The 17,731-nt window shown below is 72.5% G+C and carries 18 protein-coding genes and 1 riboswitch; of the genes, 5 read left to right on the top strand and 13 right to left on the bottom strand.

What is annotated here, in order from left to right; genetic code table 11:
* Window positions 1–193: 193 nt before the first annotated feature.
* The 6 genes from B073_RS0121560 to B073_RS0121535 all read right to left on the bottom strand — a co-directional run bounded on the left by B073_RS0121560 (window position 194) and on the right by B073_RS0121535 (window position 5,499).
* The gene (locus tag B073_RS0121560; RefSeq protein WP_018540162.1) at window positions 194–1,174 is read right to left on the bottom strand and encodes a YgfZ/GcvT domain-containing protein; all 981 of its coding nucleotides are present in this window, start codon (window positions 1,172–1,174) and stop codon (window positions 194–196) included.
* Window positions 1,175–1,204: 30 nt separating this feature from the next.
* A complete protein-coding gene (locus B073_RS0121555; RefSeq protein WP_037812295.1) occupies window positions 1,205–1,660 on the bottom strand; it encodes a Fur family transcriptional regulator in 456 nt (151 codons plus the stop codon).
* 68 nt (window positions 1,661–1,728) lie between these two features.
* Complete coding sequence (locus B073_RS0121550) at window positions 1,729–2,772, bottom strand: ABC transporter substrate-binding protein (RefSeq protein WP_018540160.1); 1,044 nt, start codon at window positions 2,770–2,772, stop codon at window positions 1,729–1,731.
* A 15-nt stretch (window positions 2,773–2,787) separates the two neighbouring features.
* Window positions 2,788–3,561 (bottom strand): ABC transporter ATP-binding protein, encoded by a 774-nt coding sequence (locus B073_RS0121545; protein WP_018540159.1) that lies wholly within the window; start codon window positions 3,559–3,561, stop codon window positions 2,788–2,790.
* Window positions 3,561–4,604 carry a FecCD family ABC transporter permease gene (locus B073_RS0121540; protein WP_018540158.1) on the bottom strand — a complete coding sequence of 348 codons (1,044 nt, stop codon included), beginning with the start codon at window positions 4,602–4,604 and terminating at the stop codon, window positions 3,561–3,563. The genes B073_RS0121545 and B073_RS0121540 overlap by 1 nt, the downstream gene beginning before the upstream one ends.
* Before the next feature lie 150 nt (window positions 4,605–4,754).
* Window positions 4,755–4,839: riboswitch (cobalamin riboswitch) on the bottom strand.
* 48 nt (window positions 4,840–4,887) lie between these two features.
* A complete protein-coding gene (locus B073_RS0121535) occupies window positions 4,888–5,499 on the bottom strand; it encodes an FABP family protein (protein ID WP_018540157.1) in 612 nt (203 codons plus the stop codon).
* A gap of 298 nt (window positions 5,500–5,797) precedes the next feature.
* On the opposite strand from B073_RS0121535, the gene B073_RS0121525 reads away from it, so the two are divergent.
* Window positions 5,798–6,163 carry a DsrE family protein gene (locus B073_RS0121525; RefSeq protein WP_018540156.1) on the top strand — a complete coding sequence of 122 codons (366 nt, stop codon included), beginning with the start codon at window positions 5,798–5,800 and terminating at the stop codon, window positions 6,161–6,163.
* 54 nt (window positions 6,164–6,217) lie between these two features.
* Here B073_RS0121525 and B073_RS0121520 read toward each other — a convergent pair whose 3' ends face one another.
* From B073_RS0121520 to B073_RS0121495, 7 genes are all read right to left on the bottom strand, one after another.
* On the bottom strand, window positions 6,218–6,517 hold the full coding sequence (locus B073_RS0121520) for a DUF3099 domain-containing protein (protein WP_018540155.1): 300 nt from the start codon (window positions 6,515–6,517) through the stop codon (window positions 6,218–6,220).
* A gap of 173 nt (window positions 6,518–6,690) precedes the next feature.
* Window positions 6,691–6,981: a DUF1416 domain-containing protein gene (locus B073_RS0121515; RefSeq protein WP_018540154.1), complete on the bottom strand. Its 291-nt coding sequence runs from the start codon at window positions 6,979–6,981 to the stop codon at window positions 6,691–6,693.
* 40 nt (window positions 6,982–7,021) lie between these two features.
* The gene (locus tag B073_RS0121510) at window positions 7,022–7,867 is read right to left on the bottom strand and encodes a sulfurtransferase (protein ID WP_018540153.1); all 846 of its coding nucleotides are present in this window, start codon (window positions 7,865–7,867) and stop codon (window positions 7,022–7,024) included.
* 167 nt (window positions 7,868–8,034) lie between these two features.
* Window positions 8,035–8,142 carry an Ms5788A family Cys-rich leader peptide gene (locus tag B073_RS49325; RefSeq protein ID WP_420706449.1) on the bottom strand — a complete coding sequence of 36 codons (108 nt, stop codon included), beginning with the start codon at window positions 8,140–8,142 and terminating at the stop codon, window positions 8,035–8,037.
* 226 nt (window positions 8,143–8,368) lie between these two features.
* On the bottom strand, window positions 8,369–9,070 hold the full coding sequence (locus B073_RS0121505) for a DUF2993 domain-containing protein (protein WP_018540152.1): 702 nt from the start codon (window positions 9,068–9,070) through the stop codon (window positions 8,369–8,371).
* A gap of 213 nt (window positions 9,071–9,283) precedes the next feature.
* Window positions 9,284–10,651 (bottom strand): hypothetical protein, encoded by a 1,368-nt coding sequence (locus B073_RS0121500; protein ID WP_018540151.1) that lies wholly within the window; start codon window positions 10,649–10,651, stop codon window positions 9,284–9,286.
* 10 nt (window positions 10,652–10,661) lie between these two features.
* Window positions 10,662–10,907, bottom strand: coding sequence for a MoaD/ThiS family protein (locus B073_RS0121495; RefSeq protein ID WP_018540150.1), 246 nt, complete (start codon window positions 10,905–10,907; stop codon window positions 10,662–10,664).
* Window positions 10,908–11,105: 198 nt separating this feature from the next.
* On the opposite strand from B073_RS0121495, the gene B073_RS0121490 reads away from it, so the two are divergent.
* The 4 genes from B073_RS0121490 to B073_RS0121470 all read left to right on the top strand — a co-directional run bounded on the left by B073_RS0121490 (window position 11,106) and on the right by B073_RS0121470 (window position 17,678).
* The gene (locus B073_RS0121490; RefSeq protein WP_018540149.1) at window positions 11,106–12,839 is read left to right on the top strand and encodes an ABC transporter ATP-binding protein; all 1,734 of its coding nucleotides are present in this window, start codon (window positions 11,106–11,108) and stop codon (window positions 12,837–12,839) included.
* Complete coding sequence (locus tag B073_RS0121485) at window positions 12,836–14,878, top strand: ABC transporter ATP-binding protein (RefSeq protein ID WP_018540148.1); 2,043 nt, start codon at window positions 12,836–12,838, stop codon at window positions 14,876–14,878. Before B073_RS0121490 ends, B073_RS0121485 begins: the two co-directional genes overlap by 4 nt.
* Window positions 14,879–15,803: 925 nt before the next feature.
* Window positions 15,804–16,628, top strand: coding sequence for a response regulator transcription factor (locus B073_RS0121475; protein ID WP_018540146.1), 825 nt, complete (start codon window positions 15,804–15,806; stop codon window positions 16,626–16,628).
* Between the two features lie 24 nt (window positions 16,629–16,652).
* Window positions 16,653–17,678: a LacI family DNA-binding transcriptional regulator gene (locus tag B073_RS0121470; protein WP_026247592.1), complete on the top strand. Its 1,026-nt coding sequence runs from the start codon at window positions 16,653–16,655 to the stop codon at window positions 17,676–17,678.
* Window positions 17,679–17,731 lie beyond the last annotated feature (53 nt).

The raw sequence follows: 17,731 nt of genomic DNA, 5'->3' as shown, positions 1-17,731 counted from the left end.
GGGGGCTGCGGGGCCGCGGGGCCGCGGGGCCGTGGCCCGGTGGCTACGGGGGCGGGCGGCTCGTAGGGGGAGGGGGAACGGATCCCCTAGGGGGCACGGAGGCCCCCTGCGGGGCCACAACGGGGCGGGGGCGGGAGGTATTCCCGACAGGGCCCGCCCCCGTTACGGCCCCCGCCCCCCGTTGCGGCCCCCGTTACGGCTCGACCACGACCTCCTGGGAGGCCGCGGTGGTGCCCGCGATCAGTGGGGCGTCGGTCGGTACGTTCCGCTTGACCAGGGCCAGGGCGATCGGGCCGAGTTCGTGGTGGCGGGCCGAGGTGGTGACGAAGCCGAGCTGGCGGCCCTCCTCGCCGTCCGCGGCCAGCCGGATCGGCGTACCGTGCGGCGGGAGGTGGACCTCGCTGCCGTCGAGGTGGAGGAAGACCAGGCGGCGCGGCGGCTTGCCGAGGTTCTGGACCCGGGCGACGGTCTCCTGGCCGCGGTAGCAGCCCTTCTGGAGGTGGACCGCGCTGCCGATCCAGCCGACCTCGTGCGGGATGGTGCGGTGGTCGGTCTCCAGGCCCAGCCGCGGGCGGTGCGCCTCCACGCGCAGCGCCTCCAGCGCCAGGACGCCGATCGCGGGCCCGTGCGCCGCGGCGAAGTACTCCAGCTCGGCGCGGGGCAGGAAGAGGTCGCGGCCGTGCGGGGTCTCCCGGACGACGGTGCCCTCGGGGGCCTCGGCGATGGAGCCGGCCGGGAGGTGGACGACGGCGAACTCCCCGGTGCGGTCGGCGACCTCGACCCGGTAGAAGAACTTCATGCTCTCCAGATAGGCGAGCACCGCCTCCTGTTTGCCGGGCTCGGTGTGCATCCAGGTCGTCCCGCCGTCGTCGACCAGGTAGAGCGCGTGCTCGACATGGCCGTGCGCGGAGAGGATCAGCGCCTCGGTGGCCTGGCCGGGCGGGAGTTCGGTGACGTGCTGGGTGAGCAGCAGATGGAGCCAGCTCAGCCGCTCGGGGCCGCTGACGGTCAGCACACCGCGGTGCGAGAGGTCCACGAAGCCGGATCCGTCGGCGAGGGCGCGCTGCTCCCGGAACAGGTCGCCGTAGTGCGCGGCGACGCCTTCGTCGGGGGCCTCGGCGGGGACGGCGCCGGGCAGCGACAGCAGGGGGCTGGCGGATGAATGTCGCAGCATGGGCCCAGCCTACGACCAGCGGCGCCGGACCTACTCGTTCGCCTTGGCGGGCTCGCCGCCCGGCGCGGCCCGGTCCGTGCAGGCCGTGCACCGGCCGAAGATCGCGAAGTGCTTCAGGTCGGTGTCGAAGCCGAACTGCTCGCGGAGGGTGGCCGTGAACGGTTCGGCGACCGACAGGTCCGCCTCGATGACGTCCGTGCAGTCCCGGCACACCAGGTGGAGGTGGTGGTGGCGGTCGGCGAGGTGGTAGGTGGGCGCGCCGTGCCCGAGGTGGGCGTGGCTGACCAGCTCCAGCTCCTCCAGCAGCTCCAGCGTGCGGTAGACGGTGGAGATGTTGACGCCGCCGGCGGTCTTGCGCACCTCGGTGAGGATGTCGTCCGGCGTGGCGTGCTCCAGCCTGTCGACCGCCTCCAGGACGAGTTGCCGCTGCGGGGTCAGGCGGTATCCGCGCCTGCGGAGGTCGCTCTGCCAGTCGGTGGTCACCACACGGCCAGTGTAGGAGGGCGGCCGGGCCGTGCGCATGCCCCGGAGTCGGCCATCCGCGCCGCGCCGGGTCAGCCGGTGTGCACGCCCCGCAGATAGCGGGCCAGGTCGCTGACGGCGGTGGGGTTGCGGGGGCTCTCGACGAGTTCGGCGTAGTCCATGACGTAGATGCGGTGGTGTTTGACGGCGGAGACGTCGGCGAGCGGGGCGTAGGACTCCAGGAACGCCTTCTTCTGCGCGGCGGTGGTGTCGCCGTAGTTGTTGATGACGATGACGTCGGGGTCGCGGGCGACGACGGTCTCCCAGCCGACGGACGTCCAGGAGTCCTTGAGGTCCTTCATGACGTTGTCGCCGCCGGCCTTGGTGATGATGTCGTGCGGGCCGGCGTACCGGCCGGCGGTCAGCGGCTTGTCGCGGCCGTCGTCGTAGAGGAAGACGGTGGGACGGTGGGCCGGGGCGTGCGCGGCGGCCTCGGCGACCTGCTTCCGGTACGTGCGGATCAGGGCCTGGGCGCGGTCCTCGACGTCGAAGATCTTCCCGAGGGCGGCGAGGTCGGCGTAGAGCGCCTCCAGGGGCGGCAGCACCCCGCGGGCACCGCCGTCGGTGCCGTTGTGGCAGGACTCGGTCAGCACATAGGAGCCGATGCCGAGCTTCTTGAGGGCGGCGGGGGTCAGGCCGTTGCCCTCGCCGAAGCCGTAGTTCCAGCCGGCGAAGACCAGGTCGGCCCTGGCGTCCAGGGCCATCTCCTTGGTGAGGGCCTTCTTGGAGAGCCGGGGCACCTTGCCGTAGGCGGTCTTCCAGGGGACCTTGGACAGGTCGCCCTTGTCGTCGGGCATGGCGTAGCCGGCCATCCGGCCCTCCAGGCCCAGCGCGAACATGATCTCGGTGATGCCGACGTCGTTGGTGACCACGCGGCGCGGGGCGTGCGCATAGGTGGCGGGGATACCGCAGTTGGTGACGGTGACGGGGTAGTGCCCGGAGGCGCGGTCGTCGGTGCCGGCGCCGCCGTTCTCCTTGGCGACGTGGGCGCCGCAGCCGGTGAGGGCGAGGGCCAGGGCGGCGAGCAGGGCGGCGGGGCGCAGGCCGCGGCGGGCGGCGCGGGGGGTGTTCGGCATGGGGTCCTCGGGTCCTCAGGAGGCGGGCAGGCGGTCGAACAGCAGCTGGACGGCGCCGGTTTCGGGGTGGCGCACGCGGTGCGCGCGGACGCCGAAGACCTCGGCGAGCAGCTCGGCGGTGAGGACGTCGTGCGGCGCACCGGAGGCGACGATCCGGCCGTCGGCGAGGACGTACAGCTCGTCGCAGTGCACCGCGGCGAGGTTGAGGTCGTGCAGCGCGGCGAGCACGGTCGGCCCGCTGTCCCGGACCAGTGCCAGGACCTCCAACTGCTGGGCGATGTCGAGGTGGTTGGTGGGTTCGTCGAGGACCAGCACCCGCGGCTCCTGGGCCAGCGCGCGGGCGATCAGCACCCGCTGCTTCTCGCCGCCGGAGAGCCGCAGGAAGCCGCGTTCGGCGAGGTGGGCGGCGCCGACCCGGGCCAGTGCCCGGTCGCAGATCCCGCGGTCCGCGGCGCTGGGCCGGCGGGAGCCGCGCTGGTGCGGCAGCCGACCCATCGCGACGACCTCGGCGGCGGTGAAGTCGAAGTCGGTGCCGCCTTCCTGGGGCAGTGCGGCCAGCAGCCGGGCGGCCTCGCGGGCGGTGAGCCCGTGCAGGTCCGTGCCGTCGAGCCGGACGGTGCCGGCGGCCGGGCGCAGCGCCCGGTAGACGCAGCGCAACAGGGTCGACTTTCCACTGCCGTTGGGGCCGACGAGCCCGATGAGCCGCCCGCTGTCGGCGGTCAGGCCGACGTCGTGGACGAGCTGCCGCCCGGCCACCGCCACCGACAGCCCGGTGATGTCCAGCCGCATCAGGCACCGCCGCCAAAGGTGTAGCCGCGCCGCCGCATCAGCAGCACGAAGCAGGGGACGCCGACCACGGCGGTGATCACCCCGACGGGCAGCTCGACCGGGGCCAGCAGTACCCGCGAGAGCAGATCGACCCAGACCAGCAGCACCGCGCCGAGCAGCGGCGCGACGGCCAGCACCCGGCGGTGGTCGGCGCCGACCAGCATCCGGGTGGCGTGCGGCACCATCAGCCCGACGAAGCCGATCGCGCCGCTGACCGCGACCACCGCGCCGGTGGCCGCGGCGGCCACCACGAACAGCTCGCGGCGCAGCCGGTCGGGGTCCACGCCCAGCGCCGCGGCGGTCTCGTCCCCCATGGCCAGGGCGTTCAACCGGCCCGCGGAGAGCAGCAGATGGGCCAGGGCCGCGGCGACCGCCACCGCGGCGATCGGGACCGAGCCCCAGCCGGCCCCGCTGAGGCTGCCCAGCAGCCACATCATCGCCGCGCGGGCCGCCTCGCCGCGGTCGGCGGTGAACACCATCAGGGTGGTGATCGCGGAGAAGCCGTAGTACATCGCGGTGCCGGTCAGCACCAGCCGCATCGGGGTCAGCCCGTAGGTGGTGCGGGCGGCAGCGTAGACCAGGGCCATGGCCAGCAGCGCGGAGACGAAGGCCGAGGCGGACAGCGCCCAGACGCCGAGCGCGCCCAGCGCCCCGAAGAGCAGGACGGTGTTGGCGCCGACCGCGGCGCCGGAGGAGATGCCGAGCACGAAGGGGTCGGCGAGGGCGTTGCGGACCAGGGCCTGGACGGCGACGCCGATGGCCGAGAGGCCGGCGCCGACGACGGCGGCGAGCACCGCGCGGGGGAACCGCAGCTCCCAGACGATGGTGTAGGCGGGGACCTCGTCGGGGCGTAGGGTGCCGCCGGTCAGGCCGGCGCCCAGATAGCGCAGCACCTGCGGCCAGCCGATGCCGGCGGCGCCCAGGGCGGTGCCGCACAGCAGCGAGGCGAGCAGGACGGCGGCGAGGGCCGCGGCCAGGGGGAGGGTGCGGGCGGGACGTGCCAAGGGTGGTCGGCCTTCGGCTCGGGCCGCGTGCGTGGGGGTCCCCCCTGCTCCTTGAGAGCTCGGGGGAGTGAAGGAGCGGCGGCCCGGCGTGGGCGTCGGCGGCGTCCCCTCGCAGTCCACGGCGAGTCGGTGCGGATGCGGCGCCGCCGCGGGCGATCGGGCTTGCGGAACGCGCCCCGCGCGGGGCGTCCGCTTACCGTTGCGGGTCAGCGCCGGAATCTCACCGGACTTCCCCCGCGGGGCGCGTCATGCGTGATGGTCACGGGCCGGGCGGCCCGGGGCGTCAGCCCTCGTACGGCGTGCCGTCCGGGCGGAAGAAGGCGATGCCGTCCGGCATGTCGTCGGGCAGGCTCTCGGCCCACTCCTTGAGGTCGGTGACCTTCTTCAGCTGCGCGGACATGTACGGGCGCAGCGGGACCTCCGGCGTGGACTTCTCGCCTACCCACATCAGGTCGCCCTTGACGTAGCCGTAGAGCCGCTTGCCGCCGCTGTACGGGCTGGCCGCGGCGGTCCGTGCGATGGCGTCGGTGGCCAGGTCGATCTGCGGCTTCTGGTCGGCCAGCTCGCCGTACCAGATCTCGACGACGCCCTGGTCGCGGGTCATCACGACCTCGACCTTGCGGTCCGCGTCCACCCGCCAGAAGCCGGTCTCCGTCTCCAGCGGGGCGACCTTCTTGCCCTCTTCGTCGAGCACCCACGTGTGCGAGGTGTACTCCAGGAAGTCGCGGCCGTCGTGGGAGAAGACGACCTCCTGGCCGAAGTTGCACTTCTCGACGCCGGCAGCCTGTGCGTCGGTGTCGCCGACGCGGGCGTAGACGCCGGCGCCCTCCCAGCGGCCGAGGAGGAAGGCCAGCGGGACCAGCGACGGGTTCAGGTCGGACGGGATCTCGATCATGAGCTCAGGCGATCTGTGGGGGAGCGGAAGGGGCGCGCGAAGCGCTCCTATGAAGGGCGGTGGCGGGAAGACGGGCGGGAGGTCAGCGCTGGCCCTGGTACAGCTTCTTCCAGGTCAGCCCGGCGAACGCGATCACGCCGACGGCGACCAGAACCAGCAGGGTGGTGAAGAATGCCTCAAGCACGAGCGCGCTCCTTGGGCGGAGTGAGGTGTTACGGACCGCCTGAGAGTCTAGTCGGCGCCCTCGGTGGCGGCGCTGTGAGGTCCGCGTGAGGTCCGTCGCGCCTACGCTGGGCCCATGGCGAAGAAGCTGGTGATCAAGGTGACGGCGGGCGCGGACGCGCCCGAGCGGTGCTCGCAGGCGTTCACGGTGGCGGCGGTGGCGGTGGCCAGCGGTGTCGAGGTGTCGCTGTGGCTGACCGGGGAGTCGGTGTGGTTCGCGCTGCCGGGCAGGGCGGCGGAGTTCGAGCTGCCGCACGCGGCGCCGCTGCCGGAGCTGATCGACGGGATCCGCGCGGGCGGCGGGGCGATCACGGTCTGCACGCAGTGCGCGGCGCGGCGCGGCATCGAGGAGAAGGACCTGATCGAGGGGGCGGGCATCGCCGGCTCCCAGCTGTTCGTCAGCGAGATCATGCCGGACGACGTGCAGGCGCTCGTCTACTGACGGCTACACCGACGCGGATGCCGATCAAGGGCCGCCGCCCGGATGCGCACTCATCTAGCTCCGGCGGCGGTCCTCGTCGTCGCGGTCGTCCAGCTCGCGCCACCAGCGGTCGGACTCCGGGTCGCCGGACTCGTCCCACCAGCGCTCGCCGGGCTCGCGGCGGTTGCCGACGACGGCCGCGCAGGGCGGGATGACCATGGCGACGACGCACATCGCGACCGCGGCCGGCACGGACCACAGCCGCACCACGCTCCACGCCAGCACGAACAGCATCAGGCACACGCCCATCAGGACGAAGTACCGGCGGTGGCGGCGATGCGGTGGGGTGAGCCGGCGGTGCGCATGCGCGGACATACGTCCACGGTAAGTCCGCCGCGCCCCGGAAAGAAGCCCGGTGGACGGGCGGTCCGCCGCACCGGAGCAGCACGGAGGGCCGCACCCCACAGCCAAGGCGTCCAAACCCCTGGGGTGCGGCCCTCCGGCCGTACGGACCCGGGTCGCGGGTCCGTACGCGCGAGTGCCGTCCGTCAGACGACGGCGATGGCGACCTCCGCCACCCGGCCCTTCTCGGCGACGACGCTGCGGTCCGCGCTGCCGCCCGGCACGAGGGCGCGCACCGTCCAGGTGCCCTCGGCCGCGTAGAAGCGGAACTGTCCGGTCGCGGAGGTGGGGACCTCGGCGGTGAACTCGCCGGTGCTGTCCAGCAGGCGGACGTAACCGGTGACGGGCTGGCCGTCGCGGGTCACGCTGCCCTGGATGGTGGTCTCACCGGGCTTGATGGTCGAGGCGTCCGGGCCGCCGGCCTGTGCTCCACACATAGGGGTACTTCCTTGAGGGGTAGGGAGGGGGCTCTCGGGGTTACTTGTTGGCGCCGAGCTCGATCGGGACGCCGACCAGCGAGCCGTACTCGGTCCAGGAACCGTCGTAGTTCTTGACGTTGGTCTGGCCGAGCAGCTCGTGCAGCACGAACCAGGTCAGCGCGGAGCGCTCACCGATCCGGCAGTAGGCGATGGTGTCCTTGGCGAGGTCGACGGCCTCCTCCTCGTAGAGGGCGGTCAGCTCGTCGTCCGACTTGAAGGTGCCGTCGTCGTTGGCGTTCTTCGACCACGGGATGTTGCGGGCGCTGGGCACGTGGCCGGGACGCTGCGACTGCTCCTGCGGCAGGTGCGCGGGGGCCAGCAGCTTGCCGCTGAACTCGTCGGGCGAGCGGACGTCGACGAGGTTCTTGGTGCCGATCGCGGCGACCACGTCGTCCCGGAAGGCACGGATCGAGGTGTCCTGGGCCTTGGCCTTGTACTCCGTCGCCGGGCGCTTCGGGACCGCGGAGCCGTCGACCAGGTCGCGGGAGTCCAGCTCCCACTTCTTGCGGCCGCCGTCGAGCAGCTTGACGCTGTCGTGGCCGTAGAGCTTGAAGTACCAGTAGGCGTACGCCGCGAACCAGTTGTTGTTGCCGCCGTAGAGGACGACCGTGTCGTCGTTGGCGATGCCCTTCGCGGAGAGCAGCTTCTCGAAGCCCTCCTGGTCGACGAAGTCGCGGCGGACCGGGTCCTGGAGGTCCTGCTTCCAGTCGATCCGGACGGCGTTCTTGATGTGGTTCTTGTCGTAGGCCGAGGTGTCCTCGTCGACCTCGACGAGCACGACCTTCGGGTCGTCCAGGTGGGCCTCGACCCAGTCGGCGTCTACGAGGACGTCGCTACGGCTCATGGTCTTCTCTCCTCCGGGGCAGTTGCGGGGGCGGGCTTTGAGGGGTGCACGCGTACGCCGGACGGCGCGGCGCGATCGGGCGCGCGGCGCTGTACGGGGAACTCGTGACGGGGAGGCGGGCGGCCTCAAGGGGCGGCCGGCCGGGGGTGACGGGGGCGAACGGCCCGTCAGGCAGGGCGACAGAGCATGGCGGCGACGCGGCACAGGTCGACTGCCCGCCGCTTCGTCAGTACCGCCTGGCCCCGTGGACGGAGACCGCTCGATGCGCTCTGCATGGCTCCGATCGTAGGGAGGCGGAGCGCGGCATGTCACCGGTGTGTCAAATGGCGAGACGTGATTGTCCGCGATGCGGGATGTGTATGCCGGGAGGAGCGGCGCGGAGCGCTCGGCGGGGCGCCGCCGCAGGTGGGGGGTCTGGCGTACGGACTGGGTCGTCTCGGGAAATGGACCAAGGTGGGCTCGGGCGGCGGCCGGTGGGGCGGTCCGCCACCCGAGGACGGCTCAGCGGGTGAGCCGGACGTCCGTGCCGGACGCGGTGACCGTGATGCCCTGTGCGGTCGTGGTGACCTTCTCCAGCTTCAGGCTGCCCGGCAGCTGGTCCAGCTTCCAGCCGTGGTCGGTCTGGTCCCGCACTGTGCGCTCGCAGCCGGGGAGCGCCCGGCACATCGCGGGGACGGTGTCGGCCTTCACCTGGACCGTGTCGCCGTGGACGATCTCGATCGAGCCGGTGACGTCGAACTGGCTGAGCAGCGGGACGTTGGGGGAGATCTTGACCTGGGCGCGGCCGTCCTTCTCGCCGCCGTAGGAGATCTTCACGCCGCCGCCGGCCGCGTTGGTCATGTCCGCGTAGCTGATCTGGGCGGTGGCGGTCGCCGAGGCGGCGCGGTCGATGGAGGTGTAGTCGCTGGTCAGCGCGACGTCGTGGAACTGCGCCGAGAGGTGCTTCAGGGTCAGCGTGCGGCCCGCCGAACGCGCCGCCATGTGGTCGAGTTCGGCGTCCACCTCGTCGAGGTTCCGCCCGGCGACCTGGGTCAGGAACGGGAAGCCCTTGATGGAGACCTCGGGCGTCGAGGTGATCCCGTTCATGCTGCGGAGCTTGTCCGCGGCCTTGTCCTCGGCGAGATTGACCGCCACGCGGTCGGCCGCCACGAACAGCCCGCCGAATATCACGACGAGCACCAGCAGCACTTTGAGTGCACGCATCGAACCACTACCCCCACGTGTGACAGCAGCCGGACCGGGGCCCGCCCCGGCTGCGTTGCGTCCAAATCCGTCAATCCGTACGCGGGCCCCCGCCCGCGCTTCCGGGGAACCCTAGACGACCCGGTCTCCGGAACGGCAGCGGCGGCCGTGCCGGGGCGCAGAACCCTGCGCTCCGTACGGCCGCCGCGGCGCTGTGTGGTCGGCGGGCCCGGGCTATCCCAGCGCCCGGCCGAGGACGTAGACCGCCGGGGCCGCCAGGGCCAGCGGCAGGGCGACGCCCGCGGTCATGTGGACGAACTTCGACGGGTAGTCGTAGCTGGCCACCCGCAGGCCGATCAGGGCGCAGCCGCCGGCGGCCAGGCCCAGCAGGGCGCCGGCGGTTCCCATACCGGTCAGCTGGCCGGCCGCGATGCCGCCGCCGACGCCCGCCAGCAGGCCGAGCACCAGGGTGACCGGGCCGGGCAGCGGCAGCGCCCGGGCGAGCGCCGCCAGGGCGACCGCGGTGGCGCCGACCACCATCGCGTCCGGGTCGGCGGCCAACTGGCCGGCGGCGAGCACCGCCAGCGCGGACGCCGTCAGGCCGGCGGTGAGCGCGTACATCCGCTCGTCCGCGCTGGAGCGGTTGCGCAGCTGCAGGACGATCACCAGCAGGCACCAGACGCCGAGCGTGCCGATGGCTACCAGCGGCGCGTCCTCGTGCGGGGTGGCCAGCAGTCCGGCGTCGGTGGCCAGGCCGCCCAGGAAGGCCAGCGCGATGCCCTGGCGGGCCGGCCACATGCCGTTGAGCCGGAACCAGCCGGCGGCGGTGACGGCCTGGAGCAGCACCACCGGAACCGCCAGGACCGGGCGGGCGATCGGGGCGGCCAGCGCCAGCAGCAGGGCGAGCAGCGCGGTCAGCGCGGCCGGCTGGATACCGGGCGGGATGATCGGCGAGCGGCCTTCGAGGCGGGCGAGCTGGTTGGGCTTCAACGGAGCCGCGGCGGCGTCGGCCGGCTCGAGCGCGGCGGCCTGCGGCTCCGGGTGGTCGGCCGGCACCGGCTCGGCGGTGGCGGTGGTCCCGTGCGTGATCCCCTGCGCGGCCTCGTAGGCGGGGGGCTGGGGCGCGGCGTGCCGGGGCGCCTGCGGGGCTGCCTGGTGGCCGGGCTGGTCGGGGGCGCTCCGGTGGGGCGCCGCGTGCATGCCCTGGTGCGGCTGGGGCGCCGGGGCGGCGTAGGTGTCCTGCCCGTAGGGGGCCGGGTCCTGCCCGTAGGTGTCGGGACCGTGCCCGTAGGCGTCCTGGCCGTAGGGCGCGGCGGGGTGCTGCGGCTGCTGCTGCCCGTATGCCTCGTAGCCGTACGGCTGTTGGGGCTGGGGCTGGGGCTGGGGCTGCTGGGCCTCGGGCTGCTGCTGCAGATAGGGGTCGTAGGGCTGCTGCCCGTACGGGGAGCCGTAGGGGGCCTGAGGGGCGTACCCAGGCGTAGGAGCGTAGCGGGAGGTGTCGCCGTGCAACGGTGTCGTTGAGGGGCGGTGGTCGGGTGACGGGTGGGCATACGGGTCGTACCCGTCGTACGGGTTCTGGTGCTGCGGCTGGTTGTCGCTCATGGCCCTCTGCTCATCCTCCGGCGAACGGCGGCAGGACCTCGACGGTGCCGCCCTGGCTCAGCGGCACCTCCGCATGATCGCGGGCGCCGACCTGGACGCCGTCCACCAGGAAGGAGCAGCGCAGCAGGACGCGGGCGAACTCCGGGTTCGCGGTGTGCGCGGCGCGGGCCGCGTCCAGCGCCTCGGCGAGCGTCGCCGCCGCGTACGGCTCCTCGGCGGCGCCCGCGGCGGCCTTGGCCGCGGCCCAGTAGCGCACGGTGCCAGTTGTTGTCACGGCGGCCTCTTCATGTCGGGGGCTCTTGCCGCCTCCATGATGGCGTACGCGGCGGCCGGTCCGGTTCCGGGCAAGTCCGGGCAAGTTCGGGTAAAGACTTTCCGGCGATCCGTGCCGATTCCTGCGGTGCTCGGAGAAGTTCGGTTGCCGAAGGCAAGTGTTCGCATAGGCTTCCGGGTTGTGTTGCTCCGACTCGCGCGGGCGCATCTGCTGCCCTACAGGCGCTCCATATCCCTCGTCGTCCTGCTCCAGCTGATCCAGACCCTCGCCACGCTGTATCTGCCGACCCTCAACGCCGACATCATCGACAACGGTGTGGTCAAGGGGGACACCGGCCACATCTTCCGCATCGGCGGCTTCATGCTCGCGGTGACGGTGCTCCAGATCGCCTGCGCGATCGGCGCGGTCTACTTCGGCGCCCGTACGGCCATGGCGCTCGGCCGGGACGTCAGGGCCGCCGTCTTCGACCGGGTGCAGTCCTTCTCCGCCCGCGAGCTGGGCGGCTTCGGCGCCCCGTCGCTGATCACCCGCACCACCAACGACGTCCAGCAGGTCCAGATGCTGGTCCTGATGACGTTCACGATGATGGTCTCGGCGCCGATCATGTGCATCGGCGGCATCGTCATGGCGCTCAACCAGGACGTGCCGCTGTCGGCGCTCCTCCTGGTCATCGTCCCGGTCCTCGGGATCCTCGTCTCACTGATCGTGCGCCGGATGCGTCCGCTGTTCCGCGGGGTGCAGGAGCGCATCGACACCGTCAACCGCGTGCTGCGCGAGCAGATCGCCGGCATCCGCGTCATCCGCGCCTTCGTCCGCGACGACTACGAGCGCGAGCGGTTCGCCGGCTCCAACACCGCTCTCTACGACGTCTCGATGCGCGCCGGCCGGCTGATGTCGATGATGTTCCCGCTGGTCATGGTGATCGTGAACCTCTCCAGTGTGGCCGTGGTGTGGTTCGGCGGGCTGCGCATCGACGCGCAGGAGATGGAGATCGGGGCGCTGACGGCCTTCCTCAGCTACCTGATGTACATCCTGATGTCGATCATGATGGCGACGTTCATGGTGATGATGCTGCCGCGCGCCGAGGTCTGCGCCGAGCGCATCCAGGAGGTGCTGGTGACCGAGTCCAGTGTCACCCCGCCCGCCGAGCCGGTCACCGCGCTGCCCCGGCACGGTGAACTGGAGCTGCGGGGCGTGGAGTTCCGCTTCCCCGGCGCGGAGCAGCCGGTCCTGCGGGACATCGACCTGATCGCCCGCCCCGGCGAGACCACCGCCGTCATCGGCTCCACCGGCGCCGGCAAGTCCACCCTCCTCGGGCTGGTGCCCCGGCTCTTCGACGCCACCGGCGGCACGGTCCTGGTCGACGGCGTGGACGTGCGCACTCTGGCCCCGGAGACGCTGGCCTCCGTGATCGGCCTGGTGCCGCAGAAGCCGTACCTCTTCTCCGGGACGGTCGCCAGCAACCTGCGGTACGGCAACCCCGACGCCACAGACGAGGAGCTGTGGCACGCGCTGGAGATCGCGCAGGCCAGGGGCTTCGTCGAGCGGATGGAGGGCGGTCTGGACGCGCCGGTCGCACAGGGCGGCGGCAATGTCTCCGGCGGTCAGCGGCAGCGGCTGGCGATCGCCCGCGCCCTGGTCCGCAAGCCGGAGATCTATCTCTTCGACGACTCCTTCTCCGCCCTCGACTACGCCACCGACGCGGCCCTGCGCGCTGCGCTGGCCCGGGAGACCGACCGGGCCACCGTGGTGATCGTCGCCCAGCGGGTCGCCACGATCCGCGGCGCCGACCGGATCGTGGTCCTGGACGCGGGCCGGATCGTGGGGACCGGCACCCACGGCGAGCTGATGGCCGGCAACGAGACCTACCGGGAGATCGTGCTCTCCCAGCTCACCGAGCAGGAGGCGGCATGACCACCGCGGACGGACAGCGCCGGGCCACCGGCCCGGAAAGGGCTCCCGGGGGGCCGCCCGCCGCCGGCGGCGCCGGCCCGGCCCCCGCCTCGGCGCCCCGCCGCGGCACGGCCCCCGGCGGCGGCCCGATGGCCCGCATGATGGGCGGCCCGATCGACAAGTCCATGGACTTCAAGGGCTCCGGCAAGCGCCTGCTGGCCCAGATGCGCCCGGAGCGCGGCATCATCGCCGTCGCGCTGCTGCTGGGCGTGCTCAGCGTGGCGCTGACCGCCATCGGGCCGAAGGTCCTGGGCCGGGCCACCGACCTGCTCATGGCCGGTATCGTCGGCCGCCATCTGCCCGAGGGCCTGACCAGGGCCCAGGCCGCCGAGTTCCTGCGGGCGCACGGTCAGGGCGGGCTCGCGGACCTGGTCGCCGGCATGCCGGTGGACCCGGGCCCGCACACCGACTTCGGCGCGGTCGGCACGGTCCTGCTGTGGGTCGTGCTGATCTACGCCGGCTCGGCGCTCTTCGGCTTCGTCCAGGCCCGGATCGCCACCCGCGTCGTCCAGCGCACCGTCTTCCGGCTGCGCGAACAGGTCGAGGAGAAGCTGGCCCGGCTGCCGCTGAGCTACTTCGACAGGCAGCAGCGCGGCGAGGTGCTCTCCCGCGCCACCAACGACATCGACAACATCCAGCAGACGCTGCAGCAGACCCTCAGCCAGATCGTGACCTCGCTGCTGACGATCGTGGGCGTGCTGGTGATGATGTTCTGGATCTCGCCGCTGCTGGCGCTGGTCGCGCTGCTCACCGTGCCGGTCTCGATCGTCGTCGCCACCAAGGTCGGCAAGCGCGCCCAGCCGCAGTTCGTCCAGCAGTGGAAGACCACCGGCAAGCTCAACGCGCACATCGAGGAGATGTACACCGGGCACTCGCTGGTCAAGGTCTTCGGCCGGCAGAAGGAGTCCGCCGAGCTCTTCCGCGCGCAGAACGAGGCGCTCTACGCGGCGGGCTTCAAGGCCCAGTTCATCTCCGGCATCATCCAGCCCGCGATGATGTTCATCGGCAACCTCAACTACGTCCTGGTGGCCGTGGTCGGCGGCCTGCGCGTGGCCTCCGGCGCGCTGTCCGTCGGCGACGTCCAGGCGTTCGTCCAGTACAGCCGCCAGTTCAGCCAGCCGCTGACCCAGGTCGCCTCGATGGCCAACCTCGTCCAGTCCGGTGTCGCCTCCGCCGAGCGGGTCTTCGAACTCCTCGACGCCGACGAGCAGGACCCCGACGTCGACCGGCCGGCCCGCCCCGAGCAGGTCACCGGCAAGGTCGCCTTCGAGCACGTCTCCTTCCGCTACGACGAGAACAAGCCGCTCATCGAGGACCTCTCGCTCACCGTCCGCCCCGGCCAGACCGTCGCCATAGTCGGCCCGACCGGCGCCGGCAAGACCACCCTGGTCAACCTCCTGATGCGGTTCTACGAGGTCCGCGGCGGCCGGATCACCCTCGACGGCGTGGACATCGCGGAGATGTCCCGCGAGGAGCTGCGCGGCCACATCGGCATGGTCCTCCAGGACACCTGGCTCTTCGGCGGCACCATCGCCGAGAACATCGCCTACGGCGCCCCCGAGGGCACCTCCCGCGACAAGGTCGTCGCGGCCGCCCGGGCCACCCACGTCGACCGCTTCGTGCGCACCCTCCCCGACGGCTACGACACCGTCATCGACGAGGAGGGCGGCAATGTCTCGGTGGGCGAGAAACAGCTCATCACCATCGCCCGCGCCTTCCTCGCGGAGCCGGCCATCCTCGTCCTGGACGAGGCCACCAGCTCCGTCGACACCCGCACCGAGGTCCTCATCCAGCAGGCCATGGCCCAACTCCGCAGCGGCCGCACCAGTTTCGTCATCGCGCACCGCCTCTCCACCATCCGGGACGCCGACCTCATCCTGGTCATGGAGGACGGGTCCATCGTCGAACAGGGCACCCACGACACGCTCCTGGCCGCGGACGGCGCCTACGCCCGCCTGTACGCGGCCCAGTTCGCGGAGGCGGTGGCGGAGACGGGCTGACGCACGGCGGGCCGGCTTCCCCCTGCTCCTTAAGAGCTTGGGGGAGTGACGGCCCAGTGGAGGCGGCGCATCGACGCGGTGCCCCGGTGGTACCACCGGGCGGGGGCACTGACCGCGGCCACTGCATCGGGGCACGCACCCGTGCGCTCCCCGTGCTCCCCCGGCCGCGGTCCGGCCCCCGGCGGCCGTGCAGGGCGGCCTGCCGGGGCACGACCGAGCCGCCCACCCGTCGCCCGACCACCGCCCCTCGTGGAGGGGCTGCCGCCCCGCCCCCTCTTCTCAGCAGCCGACGGTGGCGATCCGGCGGTGGCCCAGGGAGCGGGCCCAGCGGATCGGACCCGCCGTGCCCCCGGAAGGAGAACGTGATCACGTCCGCGTGCTGGGACGACGCGGCCGCGGCGCGGCGCAGCGCGAGGGGGGTACCGCCCGCGCCCCTATGGCGTGGGGGAGGCCGAGGGAGCCGGTGAAGCCGTGCGCAAGCACGAGCGCGAGGTCGCCCACGGGGGCGGACGCCGGCCCCGTGGAGAGCGCCGAAGGGGCCTGCGGAAGCGGGCTCCGGGGGATGCGGGCGGCCTCGATGCGCACGCCGTCGTCCGTCAACAGCACCGCGCGGTGACCACTCGAAGTGATCGACGGAACACAAGAAGGTGCAAAGTCGCCCTCGGGTCCGCAGCTCATGTGAGCTATTCTGCTGGGCAAGAAGGATCCGGGCAGCGTCGCCCCCGGGTCCTTTTGTGCTTTCACGCACGCGAAGCGTGTGACCGGGAGCACCCCGTACGAAGCAGTGCCGCAGACCCCCGGCAGGACCGGGTGGTGCCCCCGTCGCAGGGACCGAGGAGGAACCAGACGTCATGGGCAAGCGAAGCGTGCAGGACCGCGAGCCGTTCAGGATGAAGCTCGCCGGAAACCGGGTAGGTGGTCGGAAGTGAGTTCGCTCCTGCTGCTGACCAACGCCCTCCAGCCATCGACGGAGGTGCTTCCGGCGCTCGGCTTGCTGCTGCACAGCGTCCGGGTGGCACCCGCCGAGGGCCCGGCCCTGATCGACACCCCAGGGGCCGACGTCATACTGATCGACGGCCGCCGTGATCTTCCGCATGTGCGGTCCCTGTGCCAGCTGCTGCGGTCCACCGGCCCCGGCTGTCCGCTGGTGCTGGTGGTCACCGAGGGCGGACTGGCCGCCGTCACCGCCGACTGGGGCGTCGACGACGTGATGCTGGACACCGCCGGCCCGGCCGAGGTGGAGGCGCGGCTGCGGCTGGCGATGGGCCGCCAGCAGATCACCACCGACAACGGTCCGATGGAGATCCGCACCGGCGACCTCTCCGTGGACGAGGCCACCTACAGCGCCAAGCTCAAGGGCCGGGTCCTGGACCTGACCTTCAAGGAGTTCGAGCTGCTGAAGTACCTGGCGCAGCACCCGGGCCGGGTCTTCACCCGCGCCCAGCTCCTCCAGGAGGTGTGGGGCTACGACTACTTCGGCGGTACGCGCACGGTGGACGTGCACGTCCGGCGGCTGCGCGCCAAGCTCGGCCCCGAGCACGAGTCGCTGATCGGCACGGTCCGCAACGTCGGCTACCGCTTCGTGGTGCCGGAGAAGGTGGAGCGGGCCGCCGCGGAGGCCAAGGCACAGGAGGACGCCGTACAGGGGGCGAAGAAGGACGGCGGGGACGAGCGGGCCGGCGGACGCGCGCCCGCGCGTTCTTCCTCGTCGGACGGGAAATCCGCGTCCGCGCAGCCTGCCCGCCGGTAGGACCACCCGCGTAGACTGCCGCGCGTGGCCAAGGTGACGCGGGATGATGTGGCAAAACTGGCGGGGACGTCCACCGCCGTCGTGAGTTACGTCATCAACAACGGACCGAGGCCGGTCGCCCCGGCCACGCGCGAGCGGGTGCTCGCCGCCATCAAGGAGCTCGGCTACCGGCCCGACCGGGTCGCGCAGGCGATGGCGTCCCGCCGCACCGACCTCATAGGTCTGATCGTGCCGGACACCCGCCAGCCGTTCTTCGCGGAGATGGCGCACGCCGTCGAACAGGCCGCGTCCGAGCGCGGCAAGATGGTGCTGGTCGGCAACGCCAACTACATCGACGAGCGCGAGGTGCACTACCTCCGCGCGTTCCTCGGGATGCGGGTGGCCGGGCTGATCCTGATCAGCCAGGGCCCCAGCGAGCACGCCGCCGCGGAGATCGACGCGTGGGACGCCCGGGTGGTGCTGCTGCACCGCCGGCCGGACGCCATCGACGACGTCGCGGTGATGACCGACGACGTCTGGGGCGCGCAGCTGGCGACCCGGCACCTCCTGGAGCACGGCCACGCCTACGTCGCCTTCCTGGGCGGCACCGAGGAGACCCCTAAGTCGGGCGACCCGGTCACCGACCACGTCGAGGGCTGGCGGCGGGCCATGCTGGAATCCGGGCGCTCGCCGGAGGGCCGCTACTTCCAGGCGCTCTACAACCGCTACGACGCCTATCAGGTCGCGCTGCGGCTGCTGGCCGGCCCGGACCGGCCGCCGGCCATCATGTGCGCCACCGACGACCAGGCCATCGGAGTGCTGCGGGCCGCCCGCGAGCTGCGGATCGACGTCCCCGGCGAGCTGGCGGTGGCCGGCTTCGACGACGTCAAGGAGGCCGCGCTCACCGATCCGCCGCTGACGACGGTGGCCTCGGACCGGCAGGCGATGGCCCGGGCGGCGGTGGACCTGGTGCTGGACGACGGGCTGCGGGTGGTCGGCTCGCGCCGCGAGCGGCTGCGGCAGTTCCCGTCGCGGCTGGTGGTGCGACGGTCCTGCGGCTGCGGGGGCTAGGGCGGGCGCTTCTTCCGGGCATCAGGGCCAACGGCCGTGCCGGTGCGTGTCCT

The organism is Streptomyces sp. MspMP-M5 (assembly GCF_000373585.1).
Classification (GTDB): Bacteria; Actinomycetota; Actinomycetes; order Streptomycetales; family Streptomycetaceae; genus Streptomyces.
The sequence above is the reverse complement of the archived record's forward strand: the minus strand, read 5'-3'. Positions and strand labels throughout refer to the sequence as shown.